The sequence below is a fragment of the Halostagnicola kamekurae genome (assembly GCF_900116205.1).
Lineage (GTDB): Archaea > Halobacteriota > Halobacteria > Halobacteriales > Natrialbaceae > Halostagnicola > Halostagnicola kamekurae.
This window is the reverse complement of the sequence record NZ_FOZS01000001.1, coordinates 1,219,030-1,232,928: the sequence shown is the minus strand read 5'-3', so window position 1 is coordinate 1,232,928 and position 13,899 is coordinate 1,219,030. Positions and strand designations below refer to the sequence as shown.

Genomic DNA, 13,899 nt, shown 5'->3' with positions numbered 1-13,899 from the left:
TTTATGGGTTGGAGAATACTATATCGATATACAGATGCCAACCTCAGGTGCTTCACTCTTAACTGAAAAACAACGCGAACGGGTCCAGCGTGGATTCGACGGATACGACGATGACGCCAAACGGTCGCGCGACCGCCAACAAATTCGAGATCGCATCGCACGGGGTGTAATTGATTTTCAGCGATTACAAGAGGCTGGATATAGTGACAAGGAACTCAAACTGGTTTTTGGGGAGGTGCGTGCTGACGATAATCTGGCACAGGGATTGATTGATATGGCCGTATTTCACCGACGTGCAGTCTACCGTTCTCATCTGGATTACGATGCAGTCATGAAGCAGGCCGATGCTAAAACATCTATAGCTGATCAACCACACCAGGAACGATCGCCTCTGGGTTACGACCACTCTCCTCACTTATCCTCTGGCTCACCGGGTAGCCGCCTTGAAGGGAATGGTCCTGATAATCACGAAGAGAACAATTCCCAGCAAGACATTGAGGACCAGTCAGGCAGCCAATCTGCTGGTGCTGATGACCAGCCTCCACATGCTGTTGGAGAGCCAATCACGCGGTTGCAGTTCCTGAGTACGATGATCGGACTTGGGTATCTTGTCCTTGCAACGACGCTTACAATCCCACTCCCAGCGATTATTCTTGGCGGTTTCGTTGTGTTCACTTTCGTCCTGTTCTCATTTGTATGGCCAGCCGGTGGCTGGTTTCAAAAAGTAGCTGGTTCAGCGCCAACTACAGCCACTGATCATGAGGAGTCGGGGTGAACGCTAATGGGACTTCTTTCCCGAGTTCGAACGGGTTTTACACTCACTCGCCGCAGCTTCTCGGTTACACGACATAATCCGACACTTGCCGTGTATCCATTACTAATGCTCATCACAGTTGCCGTTGCCACAGCAGCACTATTCTATGCCCTAGTGGCGAGCCTTGGTTTCGGTGTTGAGCACGGGATTGTCAACCTAGATCAATCTGATCGGCTTGTTAACGCTCTGTTGATAGCTGGACTATTTATGTTTTATCTCGTCCTCACGTTCATCTCCACATTCTTCTCGACAGCGTTAGTTCACGCAAGCCATGACGCATTCGCTGGAAGACAACCGGACACATATCGAAGTCTAATATTAGCGAAAGAATCAGTCGGTTCGATTTTTGTCTGGTCAGTAGTGTCCGCAACGATTGGCGTCGTTCTCCAACTGGTTGGCCGTCGAATTCAAATCACGTCGCTGCTCTTTTCGATGGCATGGGCAGCAATGACATTCTTCATCGTCCCGGTAATCGCCCTCGAACAACCCTCGATAAGAGGAATGCTTACACGAAGTGGAGCGGCCTTCAAAGATGCCTGGGGCGAAAGTGCGGTCGGCGCAACCGGAATCGGGATGGTTCAGGGAGTAATTGTCCTGATCGGCGGACTTGTCGCGGTGAGCGTCTCGGTTACGACTGGAAACAGCCAGCTAGTTCTGACAATAGGAGCTATAACGATGATTATGATGCTTCTCCTTGGATCAACTGTTGGCGGGATCGTCAAGACTGCCCTGTATCTGCACGCCAACGAAGGTGAGTTGCCTGGTGAATTTGCGGGGATAAATCCTGACGAATTGGTCACGGAAACCAATCAGTCGCCGACTTCGAACTTCGAAACGGATTTGAAATCTGATCAACTGTAGGCATGCACTTTTCAGAAATTATTTGAGACGATATGGAGCCATCATTTAGACGCGACTCACTCATTTTTATTATTACATATGTAACAGGCCTCATAGCTGTCGGCGCTCTTGGAGCAGTTTTGTTCGAACGCACTCCCTCCGTGTTTCTTCGTAATTTATTCACTGACCCTATCTGGCTATTCAACTGTGTGTTACTGATAGTCATCTGGTTTTTGATGTATCCAAAACTCCGAAGAAGCCACGAGAGACGAACCAGCTAATTCACCGCTGCACCAGTAACTACTTGACATGTACTTATCGTGAATTTAATGGCTGACTCTGAATAAAGAAACCACATTATCAACTACTGTTAATGAATATCATTTCAATATAGGGCCGTGGTGAATCGCCAGACGTAGCTTGATTTGACGGGTTCAGAGACTGCTTGATGTTGTGGATGATACACATCAGAATGAAATTCACCGTATCAGGATCGCGCACGCACGGCGTTGCCGAGCGTGCGCTTAATAGTCGAGAAGACGGTCTCACACATCGCTCGTTGGTGGTAGCGAGGCCCATCGATCACGCGCACAACGCGCGGATCTATGGGCCGGAACTCTCGATGCTTGATCAGCAGTCTCACGCCATCTTCACGGAGTTTGTCGCGTAACTCCATCCAATCGTAGCCTTTGTCCGCAGCGAGGCTGCCGAGATCGCCCGCGTTGCGGCGGGCGACATGCCAGCCGAGCTGTGTGTCGTGGCGTTTCTCTGTCGTACAGTGAACGTCCAGAATGGCTTGGGTTTCTGTACCGACGAGAGCTGTTGCTTTGAGCGTCTGAACCCGGTAATTCGTTCGACGGCAGTAGTGTTTGCTCGCGTTTTCGCGGTCGAAGAACGTCGCGTCGATGGCGGCGTGACCGCTCGGTTCGTGCAACTGCGCCGACAAGCACAGCAGCACTCGCCAGAGTGCTGCCTTGATTCTGTCAAACCACTTGACTAGCGTGGAGTGGTCGGGGAGTTCGGCCTTGAAGCGGCCGATCTCCCCGAGAATATGTGGCTTCTCGTTCAGCAAATCTAACGCTTCTCGGTAGGACTTCTCAAGTAAACCCGCAGACAATGCAGCGATACGACGGCGTAGTCGGCGACTTCGCCTCGACCACCAACAGCATTCAACGATCATTTTGAGGAAGACAAACCGGCATATCTCGGAGTTCGGGCACCGGAAAATAGCGAGATGATGTGTCAGTGTAGATTACGGAAAGCGAGACGACATCGATGGAACTGGTCGTAAACGTTGATCTCGACGAAGGTTCCGTTGTGTTGGTTGAAGAGGTCCTCACTGCCGATACGGTACAGAAAATCGATCTCAACGCAACCTCGGTCACGGTCGATGAGGATGACTCCGAGATCGACTTCGAGTCTGGCAATAAAACAGCAGATACCGGAACCGATGACCCGATAGAAATTGCCAGCGATGAATTGTCGGTAACGAATCTGAACGAGACTGAGTATACGATATCGGTGGCAAGCGAGAGCGAATTCTAGCGAGCCAGTTACGGAACGAGTACACGTTCCCCTGTTTCCCTCAATTCTTTTTTGCCGCGTCGATGCGCAGGTCGAGAAAACTGAACTGAAGTTGCTGCTGGTAGCCGGTCGTTCACCGTCCAAAATCCGAAAGACTCTCGCCGACGCGAAAGCCGATCGGCTCGTCGACTTCTCCAGAACCGAGTGCAGCTGCGAGCATTAGTTCGTCGGGGTCATCGATGGTCACCGTCTCGCTGGCCTGTGCTTGCCCGTCAATCTCAGTGCCGTCTACCCTGACAGTCGCCTCGTAGTCTCCCGCCCCATCCCACACATCGTCGTACGTTGCGACCGACTGTCCATCGTCCTCGGAGCTAGTTCCGTCATCATTCTCTGAGGAAATGAGATCGAACGTGCCATCGAGTACAGTCTCACCAGCAGGGCTCTCGATCGTAATCGAACCGGCGATTTTCCGATTCGTTTCGTTGAACACGTTGACCTCCTCGAGCAGTTGATCCCCGATAAAGTCCACGACAGTCGTGCAACCCGCTGTCGCAGCCAGCACCGTGGCACCGCTTGTAGCGAGAAACGTTCGTCTCGATCGGGACCCATCGCCCGGATTCTGCGTAGTCATGGAAAGCTATCTGAAATCCTGGAGCGAAAATAGTAAACGTTCGTGGCAGTTCTCTCGGTGAGAAACGCCGATACCCAACCGAGAGAGCGTTGTACAGACTGACTCTAGTTCCCTTCGATAGCGTCGATAACCATTGCAGCAACCACGACTGGCTCTCGAGGGACCGAGCTTGCATCATCGATGTCCACGTCGTAACGATCCTTCATCGAAAGCTGCCCCGATATCGTTCCAACGTGGTCGCCAGTTGCATCAGTGATCTCGTAGTGGTGTGGGATCAAATTACCTAATAGTCCAGTCCGGAATAGCCCGACGAACTTTCGGGACGTGATCTCCGCCAGCTTGGTGTCGATGTCCACGTCGCAGATTTTCCAAGTCGCTCCCGTTATCTGCTCGAGTATTGAGTACTCGTGCTTGAGGACGACGATGTCGTCCCCACTCTGGGCGTCCGTGAGGACGTACTCACCCTCGTAGTCACGAATCTGTTGTGCTTTGACGGTGAAGACCTCCATTCCATCCGCATTGACGAATGGGAACTCGTCTTTGAGCGCGAACGTCTTTTGCTTTCCCTTGAGAACGGTGTTCCCATCGTCGTCGAACGCACGGTACTTGTTTCGAACCAGATTTTGTTCGACAGTGTAGTGGTCGTCAGATAGATCGAGCCCGCCGATATCGTACTCTCCACATGGCATAAACGACTAATACGAACATGGCAGGAAAAATTCGATGGCGATGTCTCTGTTCCCGAAACAGCATCGTTCTCACCACGATACAGAGGGGAATATCCCTCCAGAATCGTATTCTTCTGGGTGGGTGTTTCCATGGCTGAGATCCCGGCTTCGGATCTATTTCATTAGCCTCCGTTCGACCGAGTATGGAGAAAGCCAAGACGAAAATCGCGAGCATCGTCGTCGCCGCAACCGTAATCGGATACGCGCTCTACCGGCTTCGATCAACCTCCCGCTGATACCAATGGCCACGAATGCGACCTCCGACGACGAAAGCCACTATCTGGCGATTGCAGATAAGTCTCTGCCAGTCGCAATCGTACTCGGAATCATACTTTCGCCGGTCGCGTACTACTACGTTGGCCGGACAAAACTGGCCGTGATTAACTTCTTCACGCTCAACTATCTGATGTTGGGGCTCCTACTCGTCCCGATTCACGTCTACAAGATCATTTCCGGCGCACGGAGCCGGGAGGGTGGAAAGCCCGCTGGCTCGAGCCTTTAGTATACCCACCGTGGCATCCACATCAGACTAACACTATCCGAAAACCGCCAGTCTCATTCCCCGTTATCGGTCGGGTATGAATCAGATGCGGCGGCCTGCGGTTCTCCGAGGTCGCGATCCGAGGCGTTCGGTTGGTCTGCCCGTACAGATGGATCGTCACAACGCTTCCCGTCGGGTCCTTGTCAACTGGACATGAGTTCGCCGCCCAGTTGCGTGACGGCCCAATTAACAAACCAGAGTCCGATACCGGTTCCGTGTTCGAGTTGCGTTTCCGCTCCGGAGTCGAGTATTGCTCGCTTGCGACCCGGGATTCTCGGGCCCTCGTCTGCGACAACGAGTTCGGTGCCGTCGAGACGACGATAGGTAGTCACCTGATGGACAGCAACGGAGGACGTTTCGATTGCTCCTCGATGACGTGGGGTATCGCTCGTGGCCAGTACTTTCGAAGACGAGAGTGAGTCGGTCGGGTCACAGTCGAATCCGTGAGGTATCTTCTACTGGCGATAGCACTCAGTCCTGAAGTTTATGTTGTATGCTCACTCTTGCCACTGTATGGGGACTCTTGACGATGTGTTCGTTGTCGACGCCGTTTCCCACGCGTACAACCAGGCCGAATCGAACTTCCGCGTTCCGAGGTATGCGGAGCAAGTCGCAGACATCGGGATCGGACTCGAGGACGCGATGCCCGAACAATACAAACGGACGCCGGAGACGTTTCTGAGCGATTGGCCGGTCGAATACACCGAGGACGTGCTGTTCCGGGAGAGCCAGACGGATTTCTCGGTGTTTCATCCGCAATCGATTACGGTCTTTCACGACGGGTTGACGGCCCTCGAGAAAGCACAAGCGTTCGTCGAGCGCAACCCGACGCGGGGCGCTGCCCTGGGAAGCATCGACGCGGTGGGACTCGACGACCCACAAGCCGAACTGACACGACAGGTCGAAGCGTTCGACCCCCACGGCGTGAAAGTCTACCCCTCCTACTGGGAGGAAAGTGGGACCCACCACAAGTTCACGATGGACGACCCGGAGGTGGCGTTTCCGCTGTGGGAACACGTCGCCGATCTCGGGCTCGACGTCGTCGCCGTCCACAAGGCGATGCCCTTCGGCGCGGTTCCGATGGACTCCTACGAGGTCGGCGACGTCGAGGAGGCCGCAGCGAGCTTTCCCGATCTCACCTTCGAAATCGTCCACGGCGGCCTGACGTTCGCTCGAGAGACCGGCTGGCAGATCGCGCGGTTCCCGAACGTCTACGTCAATCTCGAGTTGACCCTCGCGGAGGCGGTGACGACGCCGAAGACGTTCGCGGAGACGATGCAGGATCTCCTCTACGCCGGCGGCAAACGCGCGATCGACAAGATCATCTGGGGAACCGGCGCGCCGCACTTTCATCCACAGCTGTTGCTCGAGCGATTCTGGGAATTCGACTTCCCGGAGATGGAGAGCCTCAGCGGGAGTTTCACCATCACGCAGGCGGACAAACGAAAGATCCTCGGCGAGAACTTCGCTGACGCGCACGGGTTCGATCTCGACGAACTCGAGGCGCGGACGACCGACGACGAGTACAGCGACGCGGCGTTGGTCGAGGAGCCGTGGTCGACCACCGGATTCGAGGTGGCGTCGCCATGACGACGGTTCGTGCGGTACGGGAATCGCTTCGGGAGATCGTCGACCCGTGCAGCGCCGCGACCGGATCGAATCTCGATATCGTCGAGATGGGACTGGTGAAGTCCATCGACGTGTCCGGGAGTCGCGTGCAGGTTTCGATGCGGCTGACGACGCCGGCCTGTCACATGGTCCCGTACTTTTTCGAGGAGGTCGAGGGCCGGGTCGGTGGGCTTCCCGGGGTCGAATCGGTCGAACTCGAGACCGACGGCGGGTTCGAGTGGTCCGAGGAAATGCTCTCCGAAACGGCGAAACGGAAGCGACAGGCGGTGCTAGACGAGCAGGAAGCGCGATATCGAAAGGAACAGCTTGCAGTGAAGAGTGACGACTAGCCGTCTCGAGAGGTCACTTTAATCGGATTCAGCCGCGCGTACTCACTTGAGGGCGGTTATCTCGCCGTCGACGGTCACCGTGTCGAAATCGAGGACGATGGGCGTTCCGATCGCGAGTTGTCTCCCCCGAAAGCTCGTCCCGGTCTCGGTTTCCGTCGTCGCCAATTCGACCGTCAGCGTCACGTCCATATTTCGGGGATGCTCTCGCTCGTAAATATTGCCGCCGTCGCTCTCGAGGACGACGGTCGCCGGTTCGCTCTCGACCGACTGGAGCGTCGCGACCGTCTCGCCGCGAACGGTTTCGGACATCCCCTCCTCGAGTCCGTCTGCAACCGCGGGAGTAACGTTTCGGAGTTCGACTTCGGCGTCGGTCGTGGTTTCTTCGGGCGCGAGCGCGTCTTCGTCCGAGTCGAGGGCAGTTACCGTCCCGCTCGTGGCGTACGTGCCCAGATCGAGTCGGAGTTCGCTCCCGAGCGTGAGCGGGGTACCGTCGACAAGAAACGCAGTTCGTTCGCCGTCATCTTCGGGGGCCACCCCCTCGAGTACGACGCGAACCGTCACGTCCGCCGAGGCGTTCGTTTGGTCTCCGGTTGGGGGGATAACGGAGACGTCCGTCACCGTCACGTTCGCCGCTGCCCCCTCGGAGTCCCAGCCCCGGGCGAGGGCGGTATCGCCCTCGCTGAGGTGCTCGACGACGTAGTCCGGTTGGTCACCGAGTTCGACGGTCGCGTATCTCGTTTCCGGTTCGTCGAGATCCGCCGATACATTTGCCGATCCGCTGCCATTTACGACGAGCGCGACCCCCGCGACGAGCACGGCGAGCAACACGAGAGCGACGAGCGCGTCGACGACGTTGACGACGCCGAAGAGATCGCCGTCGTCGTCGATCAGTGGCATCTGTTACTCGAGCGACCGTTCGTTCGAGGCCGTCTCGCCGACCGACTGGACCGCGCGAATCGTTCGTTTTGAGACTGGAGATCGTCTCCGCTGGAGCGGGTGAGCGGGCACATAGGGCGTGAAACGAGATCGACCACTATAATTAGCAAACGCCTACGGATGGGCTCGAGCGGCAGTACATCGACTTCGCCGTCGACGGTTCCCTTCACAACCGGCGTTCTCGCGATCGCGGGTATCTGAAAACTGGCGATGGCATTCGCCGCGGAACTCACCAAGAAGTGAAGCCTCGGGGGACAAGCCCCGAGGTGCTTCACCTGATTCAACGCACCCATCGAAAATACACTGCCTTCCTCCTCCGGTTTTTCTCGATTTGGCAGTGCCGGCGAGAAAACTCACTGACAGAACGTCGGATCGTCACCACTCTATCGGACCGAGGCCTGAGAAGGGGGGCGTGAATCGCGTAAGCCCAATACAGACCAAAACGGGGCGATGGCCCAGTGAATATCAGATATTAAGGCCGACTAACAGTCTCGTTTGTATTCGGTTCACGAATTACATTAACTGATGTCGATTCCCATCAAACATCATTCCAATCCGTGATATCTGTGACCGTCCTATCCGCGAGGTCGATATCGACAGTGTATTTCAGATCGTGTGGCGAATCTTCTCCAGGGTGTCGAATGCGCACGACAGCACGATCCTCAACGTAGCTGGGGCTACGACCAATGATTACTGACTCGTCGCTGTGGTCGTCGGTGGTGTTCACAATAGTCATATTACTGCTTGCGGTGGTATCCTTTGTCTCGTTGACTCCAATGACGGTATCGTAAGACTGGACACTGGAAGCAGAAAGGTTCAGTTTCTGAACTGGCTCGACTGAGAGTTCATACCGATCCATTTCCTCGAGTGCTTCGTTCACTGTTTCATTGGTCATCGCAATCGTCCGTGCCCGCTTGCGCTCTTTTTCATCCAGCGGTTGATCTTCTTTCGTTTGGATTGTGTACTGGCCGGAATCAGTCTCTTCGACCGTTATCTTACTCACGTTCGAGAGGTCATCCACGACGGTTTCTTGTATGTCATCTGATGTGAATGTGATGTTGTCATCGGATACGACAAATTCAGCAGGCGTGCCAGTGCTCGAGAGTGGTCCGGTCATACCGAGTGTGGTCCCGATCCCTGCTAATCCGACACCAATCACGGCAAGCCCGACCAGAACGAGCATGCGCGAGCGGATGACTTCATTCATGGTGTACTATTTAGGTGAAACATCTCATCAACACTGGGGTGGAACGCGTTTGAAACTAGTTGGAAACGCGTTTCACGGCAGTTTTAAGGCCAAATACGGCCGTGTAGATCGATGGACATAAAATCCCGGTGGCGCATGATTTCCCTATGAATTTCCGAGCCCTCCAACATACCCATCTGCTGGCAGCGGTTTTGTTTCTTGCTGCCATCCTTGTTTTAGCCATTCAACTGATCACTCCATCTCCGGTCATGGTCTCACTTGGAGGAGATGGTACACAGACGACGACTGTCGGCGAGTACTTCACCTACCGTGAAGTGGCCGTCATCGCGACCGCCGCTTTCGCCTGTGGTAGCAGTGGCACGTATCTTATCATTCATAACCAAGCACACGTGCTTACCCAGCAGAATCAGGATCAAACACACTCACCCGTCGAGATAACTAGCGGCGTCGCAGCCCCAACAGAGCAATCCAACCATACGGTTAATCCACCAGCAGACGAAGAGCGGTGGGAAAAGACACTCGAAACACTTTCAAATAATCAAGAGATCATCTACGAATTACTGATCGAGGCTGACGGGGAGTTGGCACAACGGAACCTCGTAGAGGAGACTGATCTCTCGAAGGCAACTGTCAGTCGCACTCTTGACAAACTAGAACACCGGGAGCTCGTAGAGCGAAAGCGGAGCGGCATGGGGAATACGATTCATTTGCAGTGACTAACTCTACCCAGAAACTGGCGGAAATGGCTTTCAAACCCGTTGCAAACTACTTTCGAACCTATTACAATTAATGAATATATGGTCTTTCAGACAAGGTGTGAGCAAGGCGAATCGGGGCGCCATGGCCGTGGGTCCTCCTGACCAGTAGATATCGGCCCTCCCGTCTCGGTTCGCCACGCACAAATCAAAACCATGCGAAATAACATACTCACGCTCGTGGTGGCGGGACTACTTGCTTTCGGTGCAAGCGGTGTCGTCGCTGCGTCGGTTTCCCCAGGTCCGCAGATGATGGATGCCAATCCTTCGTCCGTGGACGAGGTATTGCCTGAAAATCACACAAGTGAAGTTATCGACCCCCATGACAGACTGAGCGAACAAGAAGTGAAGGATGCTCAGCAACTCGCATGGGCGAATGAGAACGTGACCAGCTACTTTGAGGACAGCGCTTCGGTTCACTTCCAAGTTGAGGCACTTGGAGATGAACTTCAGGTGTATGTCGCACCACAAGAGACTGCAGCACCACGAGTCATGGCTGTCATTGAGATGGACTCGCAGTCGGTAGTCACTGTCGAACAACTCCAGAACGTCAAAACAGCTGACGACGTGCGAACGGCAAAACCGTCATCAGGCGACTTGGTGATCTCTGACGGACCGTCAGAGTTCATCTCCTCCGGAGAGTTCAACAAGACGCAGTACTTCGCAGAAAACACGACAGAAACGGAAAGCGGGGAGTCGGCCACGTTCGTGTCCTCTGGAGAGCTTAGTAGTACACAGATCTCCACAGAGAACATGACCGTACTTGAAAACGGAGAGGACATCACGTTTGTCTCAGAGGATGAGATGAACTCTCAAGAGGTGTCGTCGGAGACCATCAAGGAGGGGTTCTCTAACGAAGAGTAAGGCAAAGCCAATCCCCCCTGATATCCGTTCGTTTTCTTATCCCACTAGGAACTCTCAGTACCTCACAAAGCGTCTATGCCACTTGGACTGAAGCCACAGTTTCATCCTGACCGGTAGTGATTGACGGTAGTTCTGACCAAAGATCGGACAGAGCCGTCGCTGTCGGCGGCGGTCAGCCGCCGCCGCGACAGCGTTGCCACTCGCAGGAAGGATGGCCCAATCGGTCATTAGCGGTGGAACCGATCGTCCGGTGGCCGATTTGCAGGGACGGCCCGACGTACCGCGAGGGCAGTCCATGCTGCCTGGCACAGCATCTTGATGAACTCCTTGAACGACCACGACCAGAGGTGACGCCCACCACGGCGGGGCGTCGCCACGTATTCCCACTGCAGATACCGCCGAGCGTTCTGTACCAGCAAACTCACAACGACGTACAACAGCCGAACCACCGGATTTGCATTGTTGTCGTTGCAATGCTTTGCTCGGAGAGCCGGTACGTCGCCTCGATACCGAAGCATTTCGTATTGTAGTTCACGGCCTGAAATCTGGGCCTCTCTCGAGGGAGCGGGACTCAACGAGGACAAGCCTGACTGTGGACGCCGGGTGTCTCCACTGGAGGTATCTCGTTGTCTTGAGTCTCCCCGGAGACATCGACGTCGGATCATCGATTTCGAAACCACACTGCGATTTCCTGCTGAAATCGATCGATCCACTCGAGATCGTCCTGCACGACATCGTACACCAGATCGTGATCGACATCACCGTATCGGGGCGCGAGATGGGTTCGAAATCCGACTGCCTCCGCGAGCTTCGAGCCGGTTTCAGTGGAAATGATCTCGACGTCGACCAGCGCTTCGGTTTCTTCGCGAGAGGTCTCGGTAGTGCCGAGGTCCTCTGTCGGTCGGATGTGGCTCGCCAGATCGATACAGGACTGCATCGCGTTCATAAGTGACCGCTCAACAGCACACTGGAGCACGATATCGTCGAGATACGCAGATTTGGATACATCTCGCATCTCCTTGCATTCGTTCGTGTACTGGTTGATCAACTCGAGTCGATCGACGACGACGTTTTCGTCGACCAGCAGACGTTGCCCTCGGCAAGTCGATCGATGAATTCGCGGCACTGTCGATCGCGTTGCTCGCTCTCAGCATCGACTTGGCGTTCGAGTCGTCGTTCATCCACCTTTCATTGCACCGTCGCCGTACAGGAGGACCCCTTCCCGGAGTGCATTCAGTGCAACAGTGTCCGGGATCGTCTCGGGATCACTGACATCCACGAACGGCTCGGCGTACGACTGGAGCGTACTATCGATTCGATTCCGCTGTCGAAATCGCTCGCGTCTCGAGCACTCGTCGGCGAATCACACGCACACGTCGAAATCCGACGACGCAGTTTCCGATCCGGTTGTATATGAACCGAACGCCACGGCGTATCGAACATCGGTCTCCGCGAGCACCGACCGCATTCCTTCGAGGTCGATGCTATCAGGAAATGTCGCAGTTGAGACGCGAGCGTCGTCTCGCATAGTTTCAGATACACGGTGGATTAACTTATAGTATCAGCCGCCGCTCGAGGAGCGACAGCTTCGACTGCACCTCTCAATTTGGTCTGGTGGTTCTCCGAAAGTTGGAATTGCAATAGGTACTACCCACCTGATCCAGACCGGCATTTACCGTCCATTTTCTAGATACTCTCGGACTTCACGGAGATATTGTACGAACCACTTGAGTTCGTTCTGGAGGTGGTGGTATAGACGGCGTCATCGATATCCTCACCGTAGTTGTGTGCGAGAATATTTCGAAACCCAGCTGCTTTCTGCATTTGCTCACTGGTTCGCTGTGACAACATGCCGCTTGCTTCGAGTTGGCTGAATCGTCCCGCGTTTGTCTCGGCCATGGGTTCGTCGATGGACGTAATCAGAATAGCTGCGATATCGAGGCACGCTTCGATTGCCGTCTGGAACTCTCGTTCGACGATCGCTCGCTGTTCTCGACTGTGTCGATACGTCCTTTCGTCGAGAGATTGCTTTCTTGCTAAGACTGTCATCGACTCTTGAACGTACTCTGTTTTCTGTAAAATACGCGCCTCGTCTTCGTCTGAGACCGTCACGCTACGTTTGCCTCGAGTTGCTCGAGTATCGAGTCGAACCGTCGCATTCGATCTTCGTGTGTTTCCTCATCAGTGGTCACTTCCTGCTCGAGTTCGTCGAAGAGCTGTTCAATCTGGTCTTTCTCACCGACGAGGACGGTTCCGGTCTGAAGCGCAGAGAGTCCAATATCGGGTCGAATCGACTCGAAATCTGCGACGTCCACCGCATCCATTTCGAGTGCTTTGGTTAATTCGACGACGAGGTCGATTCGCAACTCGAGTCGTTCCTGTGGAGATCGATCACCATCGAAAGCCACTGCAACGTCGATATCACTTTCCGGTGTCTCTATCCCTCTTGCAGAGGATCCGAAGAGAACAGCAAATTCGACTGGATACCCTCGACAACCTGCTTGACACCCTCTCACTGGACGACTCGAAGCGGGCGTCGAGTTCATTTTCGGGTAGGTATACGTTGGGACCGAGGGTGTCATAGACCCCTTCTCACGGTGTTGGTTTCGAGCAATTCCAAGCGAAATACCTACTCAGTAGGTTTGCGTCCTGACCGTTGGCGGCTCTGTCAGAAACGGTTACTGTTCAGCGCCGCGTGCGAGATACAGGGCACGTATCTCGACTGAACGGTCGAGAAGAAACCGGTCCCCTCGTGATAGTCGTACGTGAGAGATGACCTGCTGTATGAGATCTCGAACGGCGACCAGATCCTGTCAATCCCGTCCGATAACAGCGTTCACGGCTACCGAATTAGCGAGATCGTCGGACGGCATGAGGGGGACGCGGGCGGCGCTGACCTGATTTCGATCTCGACATCGGCCTATGGTGGCGATGTGTCCGATTGTCGTGTCACTTTTATCGGCTCAAATGTGGGAAGCGGACTCACCGTAGAGGCCCCGAACGGCTCCAAAATCAAAAACAACCACTTCGAGAATACCAGTGGTGTCAACGCGACTGGGACTGAAACTAACACGATCGTCAAAGACAACACGTCGTGAATC

At 54.6% G+C, this 13,899-nt stretch carries 17 protein-coding genes and 2 pseudogenes; 9 read left to right on the top strand and 10 right to left on the bottom strand.

Going from position 1 to position 13,899, the window contains the following annotated elements; translation table 11 throughout:
* Positions 1-34 precede the first annotated feature (34 nt).
* Together BM348_RS20570 and BM348_RS06270 are read left to right on the top strand one after the other, a co-directional pair.
* Positions 35-775: a hypothetical protein gene (locus BM348_RS20570; RefSeq protein WP_139231150.1), complete on the top strand. Its 741-nt coding sequence runs from the start codon at positions 35-37 to the stop codon at positions 773-775.
* A 6-nt stretch (positions 776-781) separates the two neighbouring features.
* A complete protein-coding gene (locus tag BM348_RS06270) occupies positions 782-1,675 on the top strand; it encodes a DUF6159 family protein (protein WP_139231149.1) in 894 nt (297 codons plus the stop codon).
* A gap of 408 nt (positions 1,676-2,083) precedes the next feature.
* Here BM348_RS06270 and BM348_RS06265 read toward each other — a convergent pair.
* Positions 2,084-2,827: pseudogene (locus tag BM348_RS06265) on the bottom strand (IS5 family transposase); the annotation flags it as partial.
* A gap of 102 nt (positions 2,828-2,929) precedes the next feature.
* Here BM348_RS06265 and BM348_RS06260 point away from each other — a divergent pair.
* The gene (locus BM348_RS06260; protein WP_092902997.1) at positions 2,930-3,199 is read left to right on the top strand and encodes a hypothetical protein; all 270 of its coding nucleotides are present in this window, start codon (positions 2,930-2,932) and stop codon (positions 3,197-3,199) included.
* A gap of 112 nt (positions 3,200-3,311) precedes the next feature.
* On the opposite strand, the gene BM348_RS06255 is transcribed toward BM348_RS06260, so the two are convergent.
* The gene (locus tag BM348_RS06255) at positions 3,312-3,809 is read right to left on the bottom strand and encodes a hypothetical protein (protein WP_245779402.1); all 498 of its coding nucleotides are present in this window, start codon (positions 3,807-3,809) and stop codon (positions 3,312-3,314) included.
* Positions 3,810-3,913: 104 nt separating this feature from the next.
* On the bottom strand, positions 3,914-4,498 hold the full coding sequence (locus tag BM348_RS06250) for a hypothetical protein (RefSeq protein ID WP_092902993.1): 585 nt from the start codon (positions 4,496-4,498) through the stop codon (positions 3,914-3,916).
* Between the two features lie 280 nt (positions 4,499-4,778).
* Between BM348_RS06250 and BM348_RS06245 the strand changes: the two genes are divergently transcribed.
* The 3 genes from BM348_RS06245 to BM348_RS06230 all read left to right on the top strand — a co-directional run bounded on the left by BM348_RS06245 (position 4,779) and on the right by BM348_RS06230 (position 7,036).
* The gene (locus BM348_RS06245) at positions 4,779-5,039 is read left to right on the top strand and encodes a hypothetical protein (protein ID WP_092902991.1); all 261 of its coding nucleotides are present in this window, start codon (positions 4,779-4,781) and stop codon (positions 5,037-5,039) included.
* Between the two features lie 552 nt (positions 5,040-5,591).
* Positions 5,592-6,668 (top strand): amidohydrolase family protein, encoded by a 1,077-nt coding sequence (locus BM348_RS06235; RefSeq protein WP_092902987.1) that lies wholly within the window; start codon positions 5,592-5,594, stop codon positions 6,666-6,668.
* Positions 6,665-7,036 (top strand): metal-sulfur cluster assembly factor, encoded by a 372-nt coding sequence (locus BM348_RS06230; RefSeq protein ID WP_217641993.1) that lies wholly within the window; start codon positions 6,665-6,667, stop codon positions 7,034-7,036. The genes BM348_RS06235 and BM348_RS06230 overlap by 4 nt, the downstream gene beginning before the upstream one ends.
* A 42-nt stretch (positions 7,037-7,078) precedes the next feature.
* Here the strand turns inward: BM348_RS06230 and BM348_RS06225 are convergent, their stop codons facing one another.
* Positions 7,079-7,933, bottom strand: coding sequence for a DUF4330 family protein (locus tag BM348_RS06225; protein WP_092902983.1), 855 nt, complete (start codon positions 7,931-7,933; stop codon positions 7,079-7,081).
* Positions 7,934-8,510: 577 nt separating this feature from the next.
* Positions 8,511-9,179 carry a hypothetical protein gene (locus BM348_RS06220; RefSeq protein WP_092902981.1) on the bottom strand — a complete coding sequence of 223 codons (669 nt, stop codon included), beginning with the start codon at positions 9,177-9,179 and terminating at the stop codon, positions 8,511-8,513.
* A gap of 146 nt (positions 9,180-9,325) precedes the next feature.
* Between BM348_RS06220 and BM348_RS06215 the strand changes: the two genes are divergently transcribed.
* Together BM348_RS06215 and BM348_RS06210 are read left to right on the top strand one after the other, a co-directional pair.
* Positions 9,326-9,895, top strand: a complete 570-nt coding sequence (locus BM348_RS06215; protein ID WP_092902979.1) for a helix-turn-helix transcriptional regulator — start codon at positions 9,326-9,328, stop codon at positions 9,893-9,895.
* 195 nt (positions 9,896-10,090) lie between these two features.
* Positions 10,091-10,798, top strand: a complete 708-nt coding sequence (locus BM348_RS06210) for a hypothetical protein (RefSeq protein WP_092902977.1) — start codon at positions 10,091-10,093, stop codon at positions 10,796-10,798.
* A gap of 227 nt (positions 10,799-11,025) precedes the next feature.
* Here the strand turns inward: BM348_RS06210 and BM348_RS06205 are convergent.
* From BM348_RS06205 to mntA, 5 genes and pseudogenes are all read right to left on the bottom strand, one after another.
* A pseudogene (locus BM348_RS06205) lies at positions 11,026-11,321 on the bottom strand (ISH3 family transposase); the annotation flags it as partial.
* Between the two features lie 138 nt (positions 11,322-11,459).
* The gene (hepT, locus tag BM348_RS06200) at positions 11,460-11,924 is read right to left on the bottom strand and encodes a type VII toxin-antitoxin system HepT family RNase toxin (RefSeq protein ID WP_245779401.1); all 465 of its coding nucleotides are present in this window, start codon (positions 11,922-11,924) and stop codon (positions 11,460-11,462) included.
* A gap of 237 nt (positions 11,925-12,161) precedes the next feature.
* Complete coding sequence (locus BM348_RS21800) at positions 12,162-12,326, bottom strand: hypothetical protein (RefSeq protein WP_245779400.1); 165 nt, start codon at positions 12,324-12,326, stop codon at positions 12,162-12,164.
* Positions 12,327-12,484: 158 nt separating this feature from the next.
* Complete coding sequence (gene hepT, locus BM348_RS06190) at positions 12,485-12,910, bottom strand: type VII toxin-antitoxin system HepT family RNase toxin (RefSeq protein ID WP_092902975.1); 426 nt, start codon at positions 12,908-12,910, stop codon at positions 12,485-12,487.
* Positions 12,907-13,344: a type VII toxin-antitoxin system MntA family adenylyltransferase antitoxin gene (mntA, locus tag BM348_RS06185; RefSeq protein WP_092902973.1), complete on the bottom strand. Its 438-nt coding sequence runs from the start codon at positions 13,342-13,344 to the stop codon at positions 12,907-12,909. The genes hepT (BM348_RS06190) and mntA overlap by 4 nt, the downstream gene beginning before the upstream one ends.
* Positions 13,345-13,563: 219 nt before the next feature.
* Here mntA and BM348_RS06180 point away from each other — a divergent pair, with 219 nt between their 5' ends.
* Positions 13,564-13,896, top strand: a complete 333-nt coding sequence (locus tag BM348_RS06180) for a hypothetical protein (protein WP_092902971.1) — start codon at positions 13,564-13,566, stop codon at positions 13,894-13,896.
* The last annotated feature ends 3 nt before the right edge of the window (positions 13,897-13,899 follow it).

Excerpts from the sequence above, each read along its gene's own strand:
- BM348_RS20570 (WP_139231150.1), top strand. The coding sequence starts at position 35 with ATGCCAACCTCAGGTGCTTCACTCTTAACTGAAAAACAACGCGAACGG.
- BM348_RS06270 (WP_139231149.1), top strand. The coding sequence starts at position 782 with ATGGGACTTCTTTCCCGAGTTCGAACGGGTTTTACACTCACTCGCCGC.
- BM348_RS06260 (WP_092902997.1), top strand. The coding sequence starts at position 2,930 with ATGGAACTGGTCGTAAACGTTGATCTCGACGAAGGTTCCGTTGTGTTG.
- BM348_RS06255 (WP_245779402.1), bottom strand. The coding sequence starts at position 3,809 with ATGACTACGCAGAATCCGGGCGATGGGTCCCGATCGAGACGAACGTTT.
- BM348_RS06250 (WP_092902993.1), bottom strand. The coding sequence starts at position 4,498 with ATGCCATGTGGAGAGTACGATATCGGCGGGCTCGATCTATCTGACGAC.
- BM348_RS06245 (WP_092902991.1), top strand. The coding sequence starts at position 4,779 with ATGGCCACGAATGCGACCTCCGACGACGAAAGCCACTATCTGGCGATT.
- BM348_RS06235 (WP_092902987.1), top strand. The coding sequence starts at position 5,592 with ATGGGGACTCTTGACGATGTGTTCGTTGTCGACGCCGTTTCCCACGCG.
- BM348_RS06230 (WP_217641993.1), top strand. The coding sequence starts at position 6,665 with ATGACGACGGTTCGTGCGGTACGGGAATCGCTTCGGGAGATCGTCGAC.
- BM348_RS06225 (WP_092902983.1), bottom strand. The coding sequence starts at position 7,933 with ATGCCACTGATCGACGACGACGGCGATCTCTTCGGCGTCGTCAACGTC.
- BM348_RS06220 (WP_092902981.1), bottom strand. The coding sequence starts at position 9,179 with ATGAATGAAGTCATCCGCTCGCGCATGCTCGTTCTGGTCGGGCTTGCC.
- BM348_RS06215 (WP_092902979.1), top strand. The coding sequence starts at position 9,326 with ATGAATTTCCGAGCCCTCCAACATACCCATCTGCTGGCAGCGGTTTTG.
- BM348_RS06210 (WP_092902977.1), top strand. The coding sequence starts at position 10,091 with ATGCGAAATAACATACTCACGCTCGTGGTGGCGGGACTACTTGCTTTC.
- BM348_RS21800 (WP_245779400.1), bottom strand. The coding sequence starts at position 12,326 with ATGCGAGACGACGCTCGCGTCTCAACTGCGACATTTCCTGATAGCATC.
- mntA (WP_092902973.1), bottom strand. The coding sequence starts at position 13,344 with ATGAACTCGACGCCCGCTTCGAGTCGTCCAGTGAGAGGGTGTCAAGCA.